This is a genomic window from Streptomyces sp. NPDC126497 (genome assembly GCF_040302425.1).
In the GTDB taxonomy this organism is placed as follows: domain Bacteria; phylum Actinomycetota; class Actinomycetes; order Streptomycetales; family Streptomycetaceae; genus Streptomyces.
On the sequence record NZ_JBEORT010000016.1, the window covers coordinates 13,072 to 29,338 of the forward strand.

At 74.0% G+C, this 16,267-nt stretch carries 14 protein-coding genes and 1 tRNA gene; 6 read left to right on the plus strand and 9 right to left on the minus strand.

Translation table 11 applies throughout. The annotated features are described in order from the left end of the window. Window positions 1-10: 10 nt before the first annotated feature. The 3 genes from ABTY20_RS10790 to hutU all read right to left on the minus strand — a co-directional run bounded on the left by ABTY20_RS10790 (window position 11) and on the right by hutU (window position 4,394). A complete protein-coding gene (locus ABTY20_RS10790) occupies window positions 11-1,393 on the minus strand; it encodes a formimidoylglutamate deiminase (protein ID WP_502991789.1) in 1,383 nt (460 codons plus the stop codon). Then, on the minus strand, window positions 1,390-2,592 hold the full coding sequence (locus ABTY20_RS10795; protein WP_351996633.1) for an allantoate amidohydrolase: 1,203 nt from the start codon (window positions 2,590-2,592) through the stop codon (window positions 1,390-1,392). The genes ABTY20_RS10790 and ABTY20_RS10795 overlap by 4 nt, the downstream gene beginning before the upstream one ends. Window positions 2,593-2,729: 137 nt before the next feature. Continuing rightward, complete coding sequence (gene hutU, locus ABTY20_RS10800; RefSeq protein WP_351996634.1) at window positions 2,730-4,394, minus strand: urocanate hydratase; 1,665 nt, start codon at window positions 4,392-4,394, stop codon at window positions 2,730-2,732. 162 nt (window positions 4,395-4,556) lie between these two features. Between hutU and ABTY20_RS10805 the strand changes: the two genes are divergently transcribed. Further along, the gene (locus tag ABTY20_RS10805; RefSeq protein ID WP_351996635.1) at window positions 4,557-5,936 is read left to right on the plus strand and encodes a type III PLP-dependent enzyme domain-containing protein; all 1,380 of its coding nucleotides are present in this window, start codon (window positions 4,557-4,559) and stop codon (window positions 5,934-5,936) included. A 93-nt stretch (window positions 5,937-6,029) separates the two neighbouring features. Here ABTY20_RS10805 and ABTY20_RS10810 read toward each other — a convergent pair whose 3' ends face one another. Beyond that, the gene (locus tag ABTY20_RS10810; protein ID WP_351996636.1) at window positions 6,030-6,614 is read right to left on the minus strand and encodes a hypothetical protein; all 585 of its coding nucleotides are present in this window, start codon (window positions 6,612-6,614) and stop codon (window positions 6,030-6,032) included. A 131-nt stretch (window positions 6,615-6,745) separates the two neighbouring features. Further along, window positions 6,746-7,588, minus strand: a complete 843-nt coding sequence (locus ABTY20_RS10815; protein WP_351996637.1) for a MurR/RpiR family transcriptional regulator — start codon at window positions 7,586-7,588, stop codon at window positions 6,746-6,748. A gap of 367 nt (window positions 7,589-7,955) precedes the next feature. Between ABTY20_RS10815 and ABTY20_RS10820 the strand changes: the two genes are divergently transcribed. Beyond that, window positions 7,956-8,378, plus strand: coding sequence for a hypothetical protein (locus tag ABTY20_RS10820; RefSeq protein WP_351996691.1), 423 nt, complete (start codon window positions 7,956-7,958; stop codon window positions 8,376-8,378). Window positions 8,379-8,747: 369 nt separating this feature from the next. Here ABTY20_RS10820 and ABTY20_RS10825 read toward each other — a convergent pair whose 3' ends face one another. Then, the gene (locus ABTY20_RS10825) at window positions 8,748-10,136 is read right to left on the minus strand and encodes a cystathionine beta-synthase (protein WP_351996638.1); all 1,389 of its coding nucleotides are present in this window, start codon (window positions 10,134-10,136) and stop codon (window positions 8,748-8,750) included. A 163-nt stretch (window positions 10,137-10,299) separates the two neighbouring features. Between ABTY20_RS10825 and ABTY20_RS10830 the strand changes: the two genes are divergently transcribed. The 3 genes from ABTY20_RS10830 to ABTY20_RS10840 all read left to right on the plus strand — a co-directional run bounded on the left by ABTY20_RS10830 (window position 10,300) and on the right by ABTY20_RS10840 (window position 13,884). Continuing rightward, a complete protein-coding gene (locus ABTY20_RS10830; protein WP_351996639.1) occupies window positions 10,300-11,325 on the plus strand; it encodes an SGNH/GDSL hydrolase family protein in 1,026 nt (341 codons plus the stop codon). 262 nt (window positions 11,326-11,587) lie between these two features. Continuing rightward, the gene (locus ABTY20_RS10835; RefSeq protein ID WP_351996640.1) at window positions 11,588-12,808 is read left to right on the plus strand and encodes an acetyl-CoA C-acetyltransferase; all 1,221 of its coding nucleotides are present in this window, start codon (window positions 11,588-11,590) and stop codon (window positions 12,806-12,808) included. Between the two features lie 296 nt (window positions 12,809-13,104). After that, on the plus strand, window positions 13,105-13,884 hold the full coding sequence (locus tag ABTY20_RS10840) for a hypothetical protein (protein ID WP_351996641.1): 780 nt from the start codon (window positions 13,105-13,107) through the stop codon (window positions 13,882-13,884). Between the two features lie 12 nt (window positions 13,885-13,896). On the opposite strand, the gene ABTY20_RS10845 is transcribed toward ABTY20_RS10840, so the two are convergent. After that, window positions 13,897-14,208, minus strand: coding sequence for a hypothetical protein (locus ABTY20_RS10845; protein WP_351996642.1), 312 nt, complete (start codon window positions 14,206-14,208; stop codon window positions 13,897-13,899). A gap of 101 nt (window positions 14,209-14,309) precedes the next feature. Here ABTY20_RS10845 and ABTY20_RS10850 point away from each other — a divergent pair, with 101 nt between their 5' ends. Further along, window positions 14,310-14,540 carry a DUF4287 domain-containing protein gene (locus tag ABTY20_RS10850; RefSeq protein ID WP_030821685.1) on the plus strand — a complete coding sequence of 77 codons (231 nt, stop codon included), beginning with the start codon at window positions 14,310-14,312 and terminating at the stop codon, window positions 14,538-14,540. A 67-nt stretch (window positions 14,541-14,607) separates the two neighbouring features. Here the strand turns inward: ABTY20_RS10850 and ABTY20_RS10855 are convergent, their stop codons facing one another. Further along, window positions 14,608-15,501, minus strand: a complete 894-nt coding sequence (locus tag ABTY20_RS10855; protein ID WP_351996643.1) for a Bax inhibitor-1/YccA family protein — start codon at window positions 15,499-15,501, stop codon at window positions 14,608-14,610. Between the two features lie 387 nt (window positions 15,502-15,888). Next, a tRNA-Leu gene (locus tag ABTY20_RS10860) sits at window positions 15,889-15,972 on the minus strand. Window positions 15,973-16,267 lie beyond the last annotated feature (295 nt).

Consider the following 16,267-nt stretch of genomic DNA (forward strand, 5'->3'; position numbering starts at 1 on the left):
CGGGTGGTCGTCAGGCGCGCAGTGCCCCGACGGCCTGCGCGAGGGCTCCGGGCACGTCGGGGACGAGCGTGTGCGCCCCGTCGCGCACGACGTGGCGGCCTCCCACGACCGTGTGCCGCACGTCCGCCGCGGTCGCCGCGAACACGGCCGTCTCGGCGCCGAGCCGGGGCGGTGTCCCCGCCGTCCTGACCGAGTCGAGGGCGAGGGTGGTGAGGTCGGCGCGGGCCCCGGCCTCGATGCGGCCGGTGTCGTCCCAGCCGAGGGCGGCGTGTCCGTCGGCGGTGGCGGCCCGCAGCAGTGCGGCGGCCGTCCAGTGGCCGCGGGTGCGGGTGCGCAGGCGCTCGTCGAGCTCCATCGCGCGGGCCTCCTCGAGCAGGTCGATCACGGCGTGGCTGTCGGAGCCGAGACAGAGCGGGGAGCCCTCGCCCTGCAGGGCGGCGGCGGGGCCGATGCCGTCGGCGAGGTCGCGTTCGGTGGTCGGGCACATGCAGGTGCCGGTGCCGCTGCCGCCGATGAGGGTGATGTCCTCGGCGGTGAGGTGGGTGTTGTGGACGCCGGTGGTGCGCGGTCCGAGGACGCCGTGCAGGGCCAGGAGCTGCGCCGGGGTGCACCCGTGGGCTTCGCGGCAGGCGTCGTTCTCGGCGGTCTGCTCGGACAGGTGCACGTGGAGCGGGGCCCGCCGCTCCTCGGCCCACCGGGCCACGGTCGCCAACTGCTCCGCCGGCACGGCCCGGACGGAGTGGATCGCCGCTCCGGTCCGTGCGTGGTCCCGCTCCTTCAGGAGGGAACAGCGCTGGGCCCAGGCGTCCGCGTCACCGTCGGAGAAGCGGAGCTGGTGGGCGGTGGGAGGCCGCCCGAAACCGGAGGAGAGGTAGGCGGTGTCGAGGAGGGTGATGCGGATGCCGGCCTCGGCGGCGGCCTCGACGAGCGCCTCCCCCATGGCGTTGGGGTCGGCGTAGGGCGTGCCGCCGGGGGCGTGGTGGACGTAGTGGAACTCGCCGACCGTCGTGATGCCGGCCAGCGCCATCTCGGCGTACACGGCCCGGGCGAGGGCGTGGTAGGTGTCCGGGGTGAGCCGGTCGGCCGTGGCGTACATGGCCTCGCGCCAGGTCCAGAAGGTGCCGGAGCCCACCTGGACGGTGGAGCGCAGGGCGCGGTGGAAGGCGTGGCTGTGCGCGTTCGCCAGTCCCGGCAGGGTCAGTCCGCGCAGGATCTCGGCGCCGGGCGGCGGGGCGGGGGTGTCCGGGCGGACGGCGGTGATGCGGCCGTCGCGGACCTCCAGGGCCACGCCCGACTCGACGGGGGTCCCCCCTGCTCGAGCGGAGCCGAGGGCTCGGGGGAGGGTGCCGGGCCAGGCGTGCTCCAGCCAGTACGTCCGTGGGGTGGCGGTCACGTGCAGGCCAGTCCTTCCAGTACGTCGGCGAGGGCGAGGACCCCGGCCACGCAGTCGTCCTCGTCGGCGGACTCGGCCGGGGAGTGCGAGACGCCGGTGGGGTTGCGCACGAACAGCATGGCGGTCGGGACGCGTCCGGAGAGGATTCCGGCGTCGTGTCCGGCGCCGGTGCCGAGGACGGGCACCCGGAGGCCGGTGCCGCGACCGAGGATGCGGGCGAGTTCGTCGCGCAGGGCGTGGTCGAACTCGACGACGGGGCTGAAGGACTCGCGTGCGACGTCGAGGGCGACGCCGTGCTCCCGCGCGTGGGCGCGCGCCGCCCGCCGCACGCCCTCGACGACGGCGTCCAGGCTCTCCTGGTCGGGGGCGCGGGAGTCGAGCCAGCCGCGCACCAGGGAGGGGACGGCGTTGACGCCGTTCGGCTCGACGGCGACCTTCCCGAAGGTGGCCACCCCACCGGCGAGTTCGGCCTCCCGGCGGGCGACGAGGACGGCCCGGGCGTACGACAGCATGGGGTCGCGCCGGTCGGCGAGCCGGGTGGTGCCGGCGTGGTTGGCCTCTCCCCGGAAGTCGAACCGCCAGCGGCCGTGCGGCCAGATGGCGGACGCGATGCCGACGCGGTCGCCGGACAGGTCCAGGGACCGGCCCTGCTCGACGTGGAGTTCGACGAAGGCGCCGATGCGGTCGAGCCGTTCGGGATCGGGTCCGATCGCGTCGGGGTCGTGCCCGGCGGCCTCCATGGCCCGCGGGAGCGTGACGCCGTCCCCGTCGGTGAGCCGGCGGGCCTGCCCGGCGGTGAGCACGCCGGCGGTGAGCCGGGAGCCGACGCAGGCGAGTCCGAACCGGGCGCCCTCCTCGTCCCCGAAGTTGACGATGCCGACGGGCCTGCCGAACCGCGCTCCCCTGCGGCGCAGTTCGTCGAGCGCGGCGAAGGCGGACACGACCCCCAGCGGCCCGTCGAAGGCCCCTCCGTCGGGCACGGAGTCGAGGTGCGACCCGGTGACGACGGCGTCCCCGTCGGCCGGGTCCCCGAGCCAGGCCCACTGGTTGCCGTTCCGGTCGACCTCGTAGGCCAGCCGCCGGCCACGGGCCTGCTCCTCGAACCACGCCCGGCAGTCGGAGTCGGCCCCGGTCCAGGCGAACCGCCGGTAGCCACCGGAGGCGGCGTCCCGCCCGACGGGCAGCAACTGCCGCCACATCTCGTGGAACGAGGGCGGTACGGGCCGCGGGGCGGTGGGGGCCCCTCCCGGGCCTGTTGTGCCACGGGGGAGGGCGGGCGCGGCCGAACCCGCGCGCGGCGACGACCCGTCCGCCCCCGCCGGGGAACCGCCGTCCCTCACGCCGGCCCGCCCTCACGCATCGGCACCCGCACACCCCGCGACTCCGCCACCGACTCCGCGATGTCGTACCCGGCGTCGACGTGCCGGATCACCCCCGTCCCGGGGTCGTTGGTGAGCACCCGCCGGATCTTCTCCCCCGCCAGCGCGGTCCCGTCGGCCACCGTGACCTGCCCCGCGTGGATCGACCGCCCCATGCCGACGCCCCCGCCGTGGTGGATCGACACCCACGACGCCCCGGAGGCCACGTTCACCATCGCGTTCAGCAGCGGCCAGTCGGCGACCGCGTCCGACCCGTCCAGCATCGCCTCGGTCTCCCGGTAGGGAGAGGCCACCGACCCGCAGTCGAGGTGGTCCCGCCCGATCACGATCGGCGCGGCCAGCTCCCCGCCGGCGACCATGTCGTTGAACCGCTCGCCCGCCTTGTCCCGCTCCCCGTACCCCAGCCAGCAGATGCGCGCGGGCAGCCCCTGGAAGCGCACCCGCTCCCCCGCCATCCTGATCCAGCGGGCCAGGGACGCGTTCTCCGGGAAGAGGTCGAGGACCGCCTTGTCGGTCTTGGCGATGTCCGCGGGGTCGCCCGACAGCGCGGCCCACCGGAAGGGCCCCTTGCCCTCGCAGAACAGCGGCCGGATGTACGCCGGCACGAAGCCCGGGAAGGCGAACGCGCGCTCGTACCCGGCGAGCCGCGCCTCACCGCGCAGGGAGTTGCCGTAGTCGAACACCTCGGCGCCGGCGTCCTGGAAGCCGACCATCGCCTCGACGTGCCGGGCCATGGACTCACGGGCCCGGGCGGTGAAGCCGGCCGGGTCCTTCGCGGCGGCGTCCGCCATGTCCTCGAGGGCGACGCCCACCGGCAGGTACGCCAGCGGGTCGTGGGCGGAGGTCTGGTCGGTGACGATGTCGACGGGGGCGCCCATGGCGAGCAGCTGCGGCACCAGCTCGGCGGCGTTGCCGAGGACGCCGACGGACAGCGGCTCGCGCCGGTCCCGGGCCTCGGTGGCCAGCTGGAGGGCGTGGTCGAGGGAGTCGGCCCTCACGTCGAGGTAGCGGTGCTCGATGCGGCGGTCGATCGCGCGCGGGTCGCAGTCGACGCAGAGGGCGACGCCGTCGTTCATGGTGACGGCCAGCGGCTGGGCGCCGCCCATGCCGCCGAGTCCGGCGGTGAGCGTGATGGTCCCGGCCAGCGTGCCGCCGAACCTCTTCGCGGCGACCGCTGCGAAGGTCTCGTAGGTGCCCTGGAGGATGCCCTGGGTGCCGATGTAGATCCAGGAGCCGGCGGTCATCTGCCCGTACATGGTGAGGCCGAGGGCCTCCAGGCGGCGGAACTCCTCCCAGGTGGCCCAGTCGCCGACGAGGTTGGAGTTGGCGATGAGGACCCGTGGCGCCCACTCGTGGGTCTGCATGACGCCGACGGGGCGACCGGACTGGACGAGCATCGTCTCGTCCTGCTTGAGGGTGCGCAGCGTGCGGACCATGGCGTCGAAGGATCGCCAGTCGCGGGCCGCCTTCCCCGTGCCGCCGTAGACGACGAGCTTGTCGGGGTGCTCGGCGACCTCCGGGTCGAGGTTGTTCTGCAGCATCCGCAGGGCGGCCTCCTGCTGCCATCCCAGGGCGCTCGGCCGCGTACCGCGCGGCGCTCGGACGGGCCGGGGTCCTGACATGTCTGCCTCCTCAGCTGCGGATGGTTACTGCGGATATTCACATACTCACCTCCTGAATAGACCTAGTCAATACGGGGGGCGGACCGGCGCGGCCGTGCGGGGGATGTTTGGCCGGGTCCCCGCGGGGCGAAGACGGAGAACACCGAGGGGACGGAGGACGCGGTGGTCCACGACGACGGTCGGACGGACGGGGCGGACCCGTACGCCGACGGGCGGGCGGCCCGGCGCGACGCGGCGGTGCGGGCCGCCGTGGAGCAGGGGCTGCTCGACACCGGCACCCCCCTGGTGGGACTGCTCGACGTCACCGGCATCCGGGAGTCGGCGGCCGGGCTGCGGGCGGCGTTCGACGCGGTGACGGCTCCCGGCACGCCCGTGCTGCACGCCTTCGCGGTGAAGGCGAGCCCGCTGGTGCCGGTGCTGCGGCTGCTGCGGGCGGAGGGCATCGGCGCGGAGGTGGCCGGCCCGGGTGAGCTGGCGCTGGCGCGGGCGGCGGGGGTGGAGCCGGAGCGCACGGTCCTCGACTCGCCGGCCAAGACGCCCGCCGAGCTGCGGGAGGCGCTCGCGCTGGGCATCGCCGTCAACGCGGACAACCCGCAGGAACTGGCCCGCATCGACGCCCTGAGGGCGGGGTCCGGCTCCCGCTCACCCCTCGGCATCCGGGTGAATCCGCAGGTCGGCGGCGGCTCCATCGAGGCGCTGTCCACCGCCACGGAGACCTCGAAGTTCGGGGTGGCGCTGCGCGACGAGGGCGCGCGGGAGTGGGTCGTGCGGGCGTACCTGGACCGGCCGTGGCTGACCCGGCTGCACGCGCACACCGGCTCCCAGGGCATCGCGCTGACGACGATGGCGCAGGGGGTCGCCCGGACGTACGCGCTGGCGGAGGAGATCAACCGGCGCGCCGGACGACGGCAGGTCGACACCGTGGACATCGGCGGCGGGCTGCCGGTGAACTTCGCCTCCGAGGCGAGCACCCCGACGTACGGGCGGTACGCGCGGCTGCTGCGCGAGACGGTGCCGGGGCTGTTCGACGGGCGGTACGGGCTGGTCACCGAGTTCGGCCGGTCGCTGCTGGCCAAGCACGGCACGGTGGTCGCGCGCGTGGAGTACGCCAAGAGCGCGGGCGGGCGCCCGGTCGCGGTGACGCACGCGGGCGTACAGGTGGCGACGCGGACGGTGTACGCGCCCGCGTCGTGGCCGCTGCGGATCGCCGCGTACGACGCCGGGGGGCGGCCCAAGGCCGGCCCGGCGGTCGTGCAGGACGTGGCGGGCCCGGCCTGCTTCGCGGGCGACCTGCTCGCCCGCGCACGGTCCCTGCCCCTGCTGGAACAGGGCGACCACGTGGCGGCGCTGGACACGGGCGCGTACTACTTCGCCCACCACTACGCCTACAACGCGCTCCCCCGCCCCGGCGTCCACGGCTTCACCCCGGACGGCGCGGGGGGCACCGCCTTCGCGACGGTGCGCACCCCCCAGACGATCGAGGAGATCGTGACGGAGTCGGGCGCCGCCCACGCCGACGCCCTGACCGGGCCGATCCCCTGAACTCCGGCTCCCGGCTCCCGGGGCGCGGGGCCGGGTCGGCGTGCGGCTCCGCGGGCGCGGCGCGTACGGCCGCGCCCGCGGGGGACCCGCGCCTCAGACCAGTGCCGCGCTCCTCCGGCGGGAGCCGCCCGGCGCCGCGTCGCCCGCCGCGATGCCGGTCGTCCGGTAGCCCTTGACCGCCTTGCCGGCCGGCCGGCCCGCCCCCGCGCGCAGCCAGTCGACGCGCACCCACAGCAGCACCTCGTCGGCCTGTTCCAGGCGTCCGATCCAGGCCGCCTTCAGCCACAGGCCCGCCCCGCACCCGGCGAGCAGCAGCCCGCCCGCGGCGGGCGCCGCGAACGCCGTGCCCAGCGCGGCGAGGAAGGCGAGCAGCAGCCACCAGCGGTGCCCGCGGCGCCAGTTGCGCGCGCTCACCGCGCGGTCCTGGAGCACGTCGTGCCGGCCCGCCCGGGCCGCCGAACGGGCCAGCGCGCGGTACCGCCCCCGCCGACCGCAGGCCACGACGGCCGCCGCCACGAGGAACAGCGCGGCGCCCGCCAGTACCCCGATCCGGCGCCCGGTCAGTCCCGGCACCAGCACCCCGGCACCCGCCGCGACCACTCCGAGCCACCACAGTGGCGCGGCCCCGGCCCGCACGACGACGGCCACCCTGGCCAGCCCCTGTCCTCCGTGTGTCACGTCCAGCCTCCCGTCCTCCGGTACCTGTGCATGTCCTGGGGGACCGACGCTAGCGACGCAAGGTGAGACGAATCTGAGAACGCGGGAACACGGGAACACGGCGGGCCGCCCCCGCCGTCACTCCCGTACCGTCAGTCCACGAACAGCCCGCGCGCCGCCGCCCGCGCGTCGAACTCCTCCAGCCGGGCCTGCGCGTCGGGCAGCCCGTCGCACATCGCCTCCAGCAGCACCCGGCCCAGCAGCATCGGCGCGCACGCCGTGTCGAAGGCCAGCCCGGTACCGACGGCGGCGGGCAGCAGCAGGTCGGACACCTTGGCGACCGGGGCGAACGGGGAGTCGGCGACGGTGACCACGGTCAGCCCCGTCTCCTTGGCGTGGACGAGGGCGTCGAGGACCTCGCGGGGATGCCGGGGCAGCGCGAAGCACAGCAGGGCGCTCGCCCCGGCCCGCGCGGCGGCGTCGATCCGGTCGTGGAGCATCGTGCCGCCCTCGTCGAGCAGCCGTACGTCCGGATGGACCTTGGCGGCGAAGTAGGCGAACCCGTGCGCCTGGGCCGCCGCCGCCCGCAGCCCCAGCACGGGCAGCGGCCGGCTCCCCGCCAGCACCTCGCCCGCCCGTCGCACCGGCCGGGGGTCGGCCAGCGCCTCCGCCAGATGCCGCAGGTTCTCGATCTCGGCCTCGACGGCCTGCTGGTACGCGTTGTACGAGCCGGCCTCCGGCGCCGGCCCGGCGGGCGCGACCTCGCGCAGGTGCCGCCGCAGGGCGGGGTAACCGTCGAAGCCGAGGGCGACGGCGAACCGGGTCACAGAGGGCTGGCTGACCCCGGCCAGCTCGGCCAGCTCCACGCTGGACAGGAACGGCGCGTCGGCGGCGCGCCGCACCATGCTGTGCGCGATGCGCCGCTGGGTCGGCGTCAGCCGGTGCCTCTCGAAGAGCTCCTGGAGGCGCGCGGCAGGGCTCTCGGCGCCGCTCATGTCCTGACTCCCCCTCGAGGCCTCGGCCCATTCACCCGTCATCACTCCTGCATACCGTTATACAGGGGGGTGGGACCGCACCGCCCGGCCGTCACGACGGGCGGGGGCACGCGCCGCGCCCGCCCGGGCGGCGGATCCGGAACCCGGCGATCGCGCCGCGGCGGCACCACGCCCCGAACGGGCCGGACAGCGTGACCCGTCGAACAGCGGGGCGCCTCGAGGCGCGGGCGGCCCGTGCGGCGCCCGACGCGGACGTGGACGCGCGGCGGACGCCCGCCCCCGCGGCGCGGCGTACCCGAGTCCGAGAGGGGGGTTACCCCCAGTGTCATCGGCCTCCCGCCTGCCTAGCGTGGAGCGCATGACCGGAATGGACGCGCGGGACACCGAGCTGAAGAAGGAACTCGACGCCTCCCTGCAGGCCCGCAGGGAGCTGGGCGAGGAGTACGAGTCCGCGCTGGTCGACTCGTTCCTGGAGAAGGTCGACCAGCGCATCGACGGCGCGGTGGAGCGCCGGGTGCGCCGGCAGTTCGCCGAGCGGCAGATGACGGCGGCCCGGGACTCACGGTCGCCGAGGGCCACGGACACCTGGGGCGAGCGTTTCGGCTTCGGCATCGTCTCGCTGGTCCTGGCGGTGCCGCTGTCCGCGATCGGCGGGGGCGTGGGCAAGCTGCCCGGTCTGCTGGTCGCCTGGCTGGGCATCGTCGGTGTCAACATCGTCCAGGCCGTCCGGACCAACCCGGGCCTGTTCGGCCGCCGCGGGCCGGCCCGGGACGGCGACTGGGACGACTGAGGCCGATTGCGCGGGGACCGCCGCACCCCCGTTGCCGGGGGGGCGGGACGACGGCGGTCCCCGCGAGGGACGCGCGCCCGTTGAGGCAGGCTGCGCGTCCAGGGCGTCCATGGAGGTCCGGGAGCCGCTCCGGAGGTCCTTCGACGCCGCTCGGCCGCCGGCCGGGACGGGGAGCCTCCCCCGTGCTCAACGCCCGGGTGGTGCTCCCGCCGTCCCTGCCGACACCCACCACTGTGCCGGACCCGTGTTAAGCGAGTGCTGCGCGGACGTGACGCCCTCGTACCGCTTCCGCGAAGTCCACGAAGATCGTCGGCGGGCCGGCGCCCGGCCGTTCACGCCGGGTTCGCCCGCGGTTCGCCCGGCGCTCCGTCACTTCCCGGTCTTGGCGAGGAAGGACAGCAGGTCCTGGCGGCTGATCACGCCGGTCGGCTTGCCCTCGACGAGGACGATCGCCGCGTCCGCCCGGCCCAGGACGGCCATCAGGTCCGCGACGGGCTCACCGGAGCCGACCTGCGGCAGCGGCGCGGACATGTGCTTCTCCAGCGGGTCGTCGAGCGAGGCGCTCTTGCTGAACAGCGCGTCCAGCAGCTCCCGCTCCACCACCGAGCCGACGACCTCGGCGGCCATCACGTCCGGGTGGCCGGCGCCCGGCTTGACCACCGGCATCTGCGAGACGCCGTACTCGCGCAGCACCTCGATGGCCTGGCCGACCGTCTCGTCGGGGTGCATGTGGACGAGGGAGGGGATGTGGCCGCCCTCCTTGTCGTCCAGGACGTCGGCGACGCGGGCGCTGGGGCCGGCGTCCTCCAGGAAGCCGTAGTCGGCCATCCACTCGTCGTTGAAGATCTTGCTGAGGTAGCCGCGGCCGCTGTCCGGCAGCAGGACGACGACCACGTCGTCCTCCTCGAGCCGCGAGGCGACCTCCAGGGCCGCCACGACCGCCATGCCGCAGGAGCCGCCGACCAGCAGGCCCTCCTCCTTGGCGAGCCGGCGGGTCATCTGGAAGGAGTCCTTGTCGGAGACGGCGACGATCTCGTCCGCCACGTCACGGTCGTAGGCGGTCGGCCAGAAGTCCTCGCCGACGCCCTCCACCAGGTACGGCCGCCCGGAGCCGCCGGAGTACACGGAGCCCTCGGGGTCGGCGCCGATCACCTTCACGCGGCCGTCGCTGGCCTCCTTCAGGTAGCGGCCGGTCCCGGAGATGGTGCCGCCGGTGCCGACGCCGGCCACGAAGTGGGTGATCCTCCCCCCGGTCTGCTCCCACAGCTCGGGACCGGTGGAGTGGTAGTGCGAGAGGGGGTTGTGGGGGTTGGAGTACTGGTCCGGCTTCCAGGCCCCCGGCGTCTCGCGCACCAGCCGGTCGGAGACGTTGTAGTAGGAGTCGGGGTGCTCGGGGGCCACGGCGGTCGGGCAGACGACGACCTCGGCGCCGTAGGCCCGCAGCACGTTGATCTTGTCCGTGGAGACCTTGTCCGGGCAGACGAAGATGCACTTGTAGCCCTTCTGCTGGGCCACGATGGCGAGTCCGACGCCGGTGTTGCCGCTGGTCGGCTCGACGATCGTGCCGCCGGGCCGCAGCTCGCCGCTCCGCTCCGCCGCCTCGATCATGCGCAGGGCGATGCGGTCCTTCACGGAGCCGCCCGGGTTGAAGTACTCCACCTTGGCCAGGACGGTCGCCCTGATGCCCTTGGTCACGTTGTTGAGCCGCACCAGCGGGGTGTTGCCGACGAGGCTGATCATCGAGTCGTGGAATTGCACCGTTGTCTCCGGATGCTGCAAAAGATGTGGTCGTGGTGGTGATGCCAGCCTAGGCCCTCACCGGTCCGAACCCGGCCGGGTCGTTCACCGACGGTGTGGATTGGACCACGGTCCGTACGGGGCAAGCACTGGGTGTACGGGTTCGAGGAGGTGGCGGCGAGGCATGACGGGCTTGTCGAGGGCGAGGGTGGCCCGGCGGATCGCGGCCGGCGCGGCGTACGGCGGCGGGGGGATCGGTCTGGCCGGGGCGGCCGCCGTGGGACTCCTGATGGCCGAGGCCCAGCTGGCGCGGCGCCGGGTGGGCAACGGCACGACACCTCACGTACCGAACGCGGACGGACTGTACGGCGCCGCGTACACGGTGCCGGGCGAGCCGGCGCTGCGGCTGACGATGCTGGGCGACTCCACGGCCGCGGGGCAGGGCGTGCGCCGGTCCGGTCAGACGCCGGGCGCGCTGCTGGCGTCGGGGGTGGCGGCGGTCGCGGAACGTCCGGTGGGGCTGAGCACGGTGGCGGTGCCCGGGGCCTGTTCCGACGACCTGGACCGGCAGGTGACGCAGGCGCTGGCGGACCCGGCCCGGGTGCCGGACGTCTGCGTGATCATGATCGGCGCCAACGACGTCACCCACCGCATGCCGCCCACCCGTTCCGTGCGCCATCTGTCCTCGGCGGTGCGGCGGCTGCGGACCGCCGGCGCGGAGGTGGTCGTCGGCACCTGTCCCGACCTCGGCACGATCGAACCGGTGTGGCAGCCGCTGCGCTGGCTGGCCCGCCGGGCCTCGCGGCAGCTGGCGGCGGCGCAGACGATCGGGGCGGTCGAGCAGGGCGGGCGCACGGTGTCGCTGGGCGATCTGCTGGGGCCCGAGTTCGCGGCGAACCCGCGCGAGCTGTTCGGGCCGGACAGCTACCACCCCTCGGCGGAGGGGTACGCCACGGCGGCGATGGCGGTGCTGCCGACGGTGTGCGCGGCGCTGGGGCTGTGGCCGGCGGAGGAGGAGCGGCCGGACGCCGCCCGCCGCGAGGGGTTCCTGCCGGTGGCCCAGGCGGCGGCGGAGGCCGCGGCGGAGGCGGGCACGGAGGTCACCGCGGCGATGCCGACGGGTTCGCGGGGGCCGTGGGCCCTCCTGAAACGCCGCCGGCGCCGGCGGGTCGCGGAGGCGGAGCCGGAGCCCTCGGCCCAGCCGTCGTAGCGGGGGCGGCCGTGCCCCCTCCCGTGCCCGGAAGGCCCCGGGCGGCGCCCTCGGGACGGCACGGCCGCCCGCGAGGGCGACTCGGCCAAGCAAGCGCTTAGAAAGTTGCGGCCCATGTCACATCGCGCCACCCGTGACCCCGCTCATACGTCCGGGTAACTTCCCAGGAGGCCCCACACCAACCACCCGGTACGCCCTCTCGACGCCCGACCACCATCCCTTGACGAGGCGCTGTGCGCCGCCCCTCACCTCTGGAGCCGTGATGCCCGAAGCCGTGATCGTCTCTGCCGCCCGCTCCCCCATCGGCCGCGCCTTCAAGGGCTCCCTGAAGGACCTGCGCCCGGACGACCTGACCGCCACGATCATCCAGGCCGCCCTCGCCAAGGTCCCCGAGCTGGACCCGAGGGACATCGACGACCTGATGCTCGGCTGCGGCCTCCCCGGCGGCGAGCAGGGCAACAACCTCGGCCGCGTGGTCGCCGTGCAGATGGGCATGGACCACCTGCCCGGCTGCACCATCACCCGGTACTGCTCGTCCTCCCTGCAGACCTCCCGCATGGCCCTGCACGCCATCAAGGCCGGCGAGGGCGACGTCTTCATCTCGGCCGGCGTCGAGACGGTCTCCCGTTTCACCAAGGGCAACTCCGACAGCCTCCCGGACACCCGCAACCCGCTGTTCGCCGAGGCCGAGGCCCGTACCGCCGCCGTCGCCGAGTCGGAGGGCTCGACCTGGCACGACCCGCGCGAGGACGGCCTGCTGCCCGACCCGTACATCGCGATGGGCCAGACCGCGGAGAACCTGGCCCGGCTCAAGGGCGTCACCCGCCAGGACATGGACGAGTTCGGCGTCCGCTCGCAGAACCTCGCCGAGGAAGCCATCAAGAACGGCTTCTGGGAGCGCGAGATCACCCCGGTGACGCTGCCCGACGGCACGGTGGTCTCCAAGGACGACGGCCCCCGCGCGGGCGTCACCATGGAGGGCGTGGCGGGCCTCAAGCCGGTCTTCCGCCCGGACGGGCTGGTCACCGCCGGCAACTGCTGCCCGCTCAACGACGGCGCCGCCGCGCTCGTCGTCATGAGCGACACCAAGGCCCGCGAGCTCGGCCTCACCCCGCTCGCCCGGATCGTCTCCACCGGCGTCTCCGGCCTCTCCCCCGAGATCATGGGCCTCGGCCCGGTCGAGGCGAGCAAGCAGGCGCTGTCCCGGGCCGGCCTGGCCATCGACGACATCGACCTGGTCGAGATCAACGAGGCGTTCGCCGCGCAGGTCATCCCCTCCTACCGCGACCTCGGCATCCCGCTGGAGAAGCTGAACGTCAACGGCGGCGCCATCGCCGTCGGCCACCCCTTCGGCATGACCGGCGCCCGCATCACCGGCACGCTCATCAACTCCCTCCAGTTCCACGACAAGCAGTTCGGTCTGGAGACGATGTGCGTCGGCGGCGGCCAGGGCATGGCGATGGTCATCGAGCGCCTCAGCTGAACCCCGCACGGCGTGCCCGCGTCGCGGGCGCGCCGTAGCCGCGCGGACGCGGCGCGTGAGCGCGGGGCCCGGGCTCCCGGGACCTCCGGGGCCCGGTCCTGTTCGTAATCCAATCTCCCCCAGGATGTGACCTATCTCCCTCGCACCGGGGATCCGCGCAGGTCACGGCCTAACCCCTCCCGGGTGCACCTCCAAAGAACCGTCCGTTTCGTGACGTTACGCACTGACAGACGGTTAGTCCGCCCTTCAAGCTGATGTAGGAAGTCGAGGGTCGACTTTGAACCGGGAGTACGTCAGTGAGCGCCATGCCGATCGCCCTGCTGATCACCACGGCCGCCACCGCCGGCGTGGGCGTCGCCGTCCTGCGCAGCATCATGGTGCTGCGCCGTCAGGTCGCGGCCCTGCACACCGCGCTGGACGAGCACCGTGCCGCGAGCACACGCGCGCGCGTCCCCTCCGCCCGCACGGCCGGCGCCGACGAGATACGCGCCGCCGTGGCGGAGGCGCTCGCCGAGGAGCGGGAGCGCGAGCTCGCCGAGGCGCGGGCCTTCTGGGCCGCGCAGGAGGTGCGTGACGCCTCCGACGCGCCGTCCCTGCTGGGTCTGGCCGACAGTGAGCTGTTCCTGCCCCGGCAGGCCGATTTCGTGGGTCTGGAGCCGGTGACCGAGCCGGGCACGGACACCGAGGAGCACTCCGGGGACTCCCCGGAGCTGGCCGCGGCCCGTCGCCGTCACCCCTCGCACCCGGACTTCGTGCCGAACCCCTCTCCGGCCGTGAACGACCACGAGCGCACGGTGACCGCCCTGGAGGAGCTGGCCGCCGCCCGCACCGGGCTGACCGACGTCCGTCCGGGCCCGCTGGGCACCCTCGACGTCTACGTCTTCGCCGACGGGACGACGCTGTGCATGACACCGGGCCACCGCGAGACCGCCGAGCGGCTGGCCGCGGCCCTGCGCGCGGGCGAGACCCCGTTCCTGCTGGGCGGCTCCGGCGTCTCGGGGGCGTACACGCTGACGTTCGCCTGCGGCGAGGAGAACGTCTACATCCTGGCGGACCGCGTCATCGCGTCCTTCTAGCCCCCGGACCGCCTACACCCCGGCGCGCTCGCGCGCCTCCTCCACCAGTCGTACGGCTTCCCGCACCTCGTCCTCGCTCCGCAGGACGAGCGCCAGGTCGTGGCCGGCGACGGTGATCTGGTCGGCGGCGGCGAACATGCCCGCGTCGGGCATGTCGCGGGGCTCGGTGCCCGGCTCCTCGACGAGCTGGGTGCGCCGCGCCAGCTCCCTGGCCAGGGCGAGCGCCTCGGCGGCCCCGCCCCGCTGCAGCCTGCTCTGCGGCGCGGCCCGCAGGCGGTCGGCGAAATGATCCACGGCACGGATGAGGGGCGTCGTATCAACCACGCGGTGAGCGTACGCGGCGCGGCGGGACTGTTGCCAACGGACGGACGCTCGGGCACGGTGACCTGAAGGACCGGCTCACACCCCAGCGTCCGGAGGCGCCGATGTCCCACGTCTTCTCCGCGGAGACCCACCGCAACATGCTCGCCCGCATCCCCCACTGCACCGGCCGTGAGATCTCCGACTGGCTGCGCACCGTCGAAGAGGGCCCGGCGCTCTTCCGCTTCGAGGAGAAGGTCAGCTGGCTCCGGCACGAGTACGACCTGGCGTACGGCCACGCCAAGGCGATCGTCCACGAGTACGACCTGAGGAGGGCCGCGCGCAAACTGCTCTGACGCGCGCGGACACGACGAAGGGCCCCGGGTGGGAACCCGGGGCCCTTGTCCGTACCGTGCTCGGGTACTAGTCGCTGCTGTTGAGGATCGAGATGAGCCGCAGGAACTCCATGTAGATCCACACCAGCGTCAGCGTGAGGCCGAAGGCGGCGAGCCAGGCCTCCTCGCGCGGGGCGCCGTAGGCGATGCCGTCCTCGACCTGCTTGAAGTCCAGGGCGAGGAAGCAGGCGCCGAGGATGATGCCGACGACGCCGAAGACGACGCCGAGCGCACCGCTGCGGAAGCCGAGGCCGTCACCGCCGCCGAACACCGCGAACAGCAGGTTCACGGCCATCAGCAGGATGAAGCCGAGCGCCGCCGCCATCACGAAGCCGTAGAAGCGGCGGTTGACGCGGATCCAGCCGGCCTTGTAGGCCACCAGCACACCGGCGAAGACCGCCATGGTGCCGATCACGGCCTGCATGGCCGCGCCGTCGGCGATGCGGTTGTCGACGATGTTGGAGACGACGCCGAGGAAGACGCCCTCGAACGCGGCGTACGTCAGGATCAGCGCGGGCGACGCCTTGCGCTTGAAGGACTGCACGAACGCCAGGACCATGCCGATCAGCGCGGCGCCGATGCCGATGCCGTAGGACCGGCTGATGTTGGCGTCGTCCACCGGCAGCAGCGCCCAGGAGAGCGCGGCGGTGACGATGAGCACACCGAGCGTGGTGCCCGTGCGCATGACGACGTCGTCGATGGTCATCCGGCCGGTGGTGGCCGGTGCCTGCGGCGGCGCGCCGTACTGCAGGTCCTGCTGCGCGTAGGGGTTCTGGGCGTACGGGTTGCCCGTCGGCTGCGCGTACGGGTTGGCCTGCGTGGCGACAGCGGGACCCCCGGCCTGCGGCGCGGTGTTGAAGCCCGCGTAGCCGTTGTCGCGGCCGAACCCCCGTCGCGAGAAGACCGGGTTACTGCTCCTCATTTCACTCCTCCATGGCCGCACGGCGCGGCCTTGGCTCAAGAGTAATAGGTAGGCAAAGGAATGACCCTAATGCTTGGGGAGGATCTTTCCCTCGTTGTGCTGCACAACACGCTACGCGGTCGGGGGATTCCCCTCACCGCCGGTCACCGAACCATGACCGACCCGGTACCTCGCCGGAACCGGCCGGAGATCATCCGTTCACCCGTTCGGGTGGTGTGCGCTCCCGCTCGGCCTCCCCGCCGCGACCGGGCACGCGCACGCGCGCTCGCCCGGGAGGGTCCGGGGCGGGACGTCGCGCGCGGCCGGCCGCCTCCGCCCGGAGGTCCTCGCACGGGGTGCGCGCGCACCGGGGAGGCCGTGCGCGGGGAGGAACGGCACACGTGGAAGTGCCCGGAGCCGGACTCGAACCGGCACGCCCGCTCAGGGGCAGCGAGGTTTAAGCTCGCCGTGTCTGCATTCCACCATCCGGGCAGGCCATGGGCTCCGCTTCGCGGTTCCGAGCCTATCGGTGACCCTCCCCGCGCACAGCGGCCGGAGAGGCCGATCTTGTCTTATTTTATTGACACCTGAGGGTGCATCAGGACCACGAACCCGCTGTCAGCACGTGCCGACAGCCTTGCGTGTGACGCTTCGTCATGTAGGGGGAATGACGGAATTTCACCGTACGAACAAGGGCGCTCCACCTGTTCCGCGCACCTCCGGCTCGGGGAGCGCCCTCATCCCCAGGTATGACGCGGCGCCCGCCCGTCCCTCCCGAGTCGCCCCC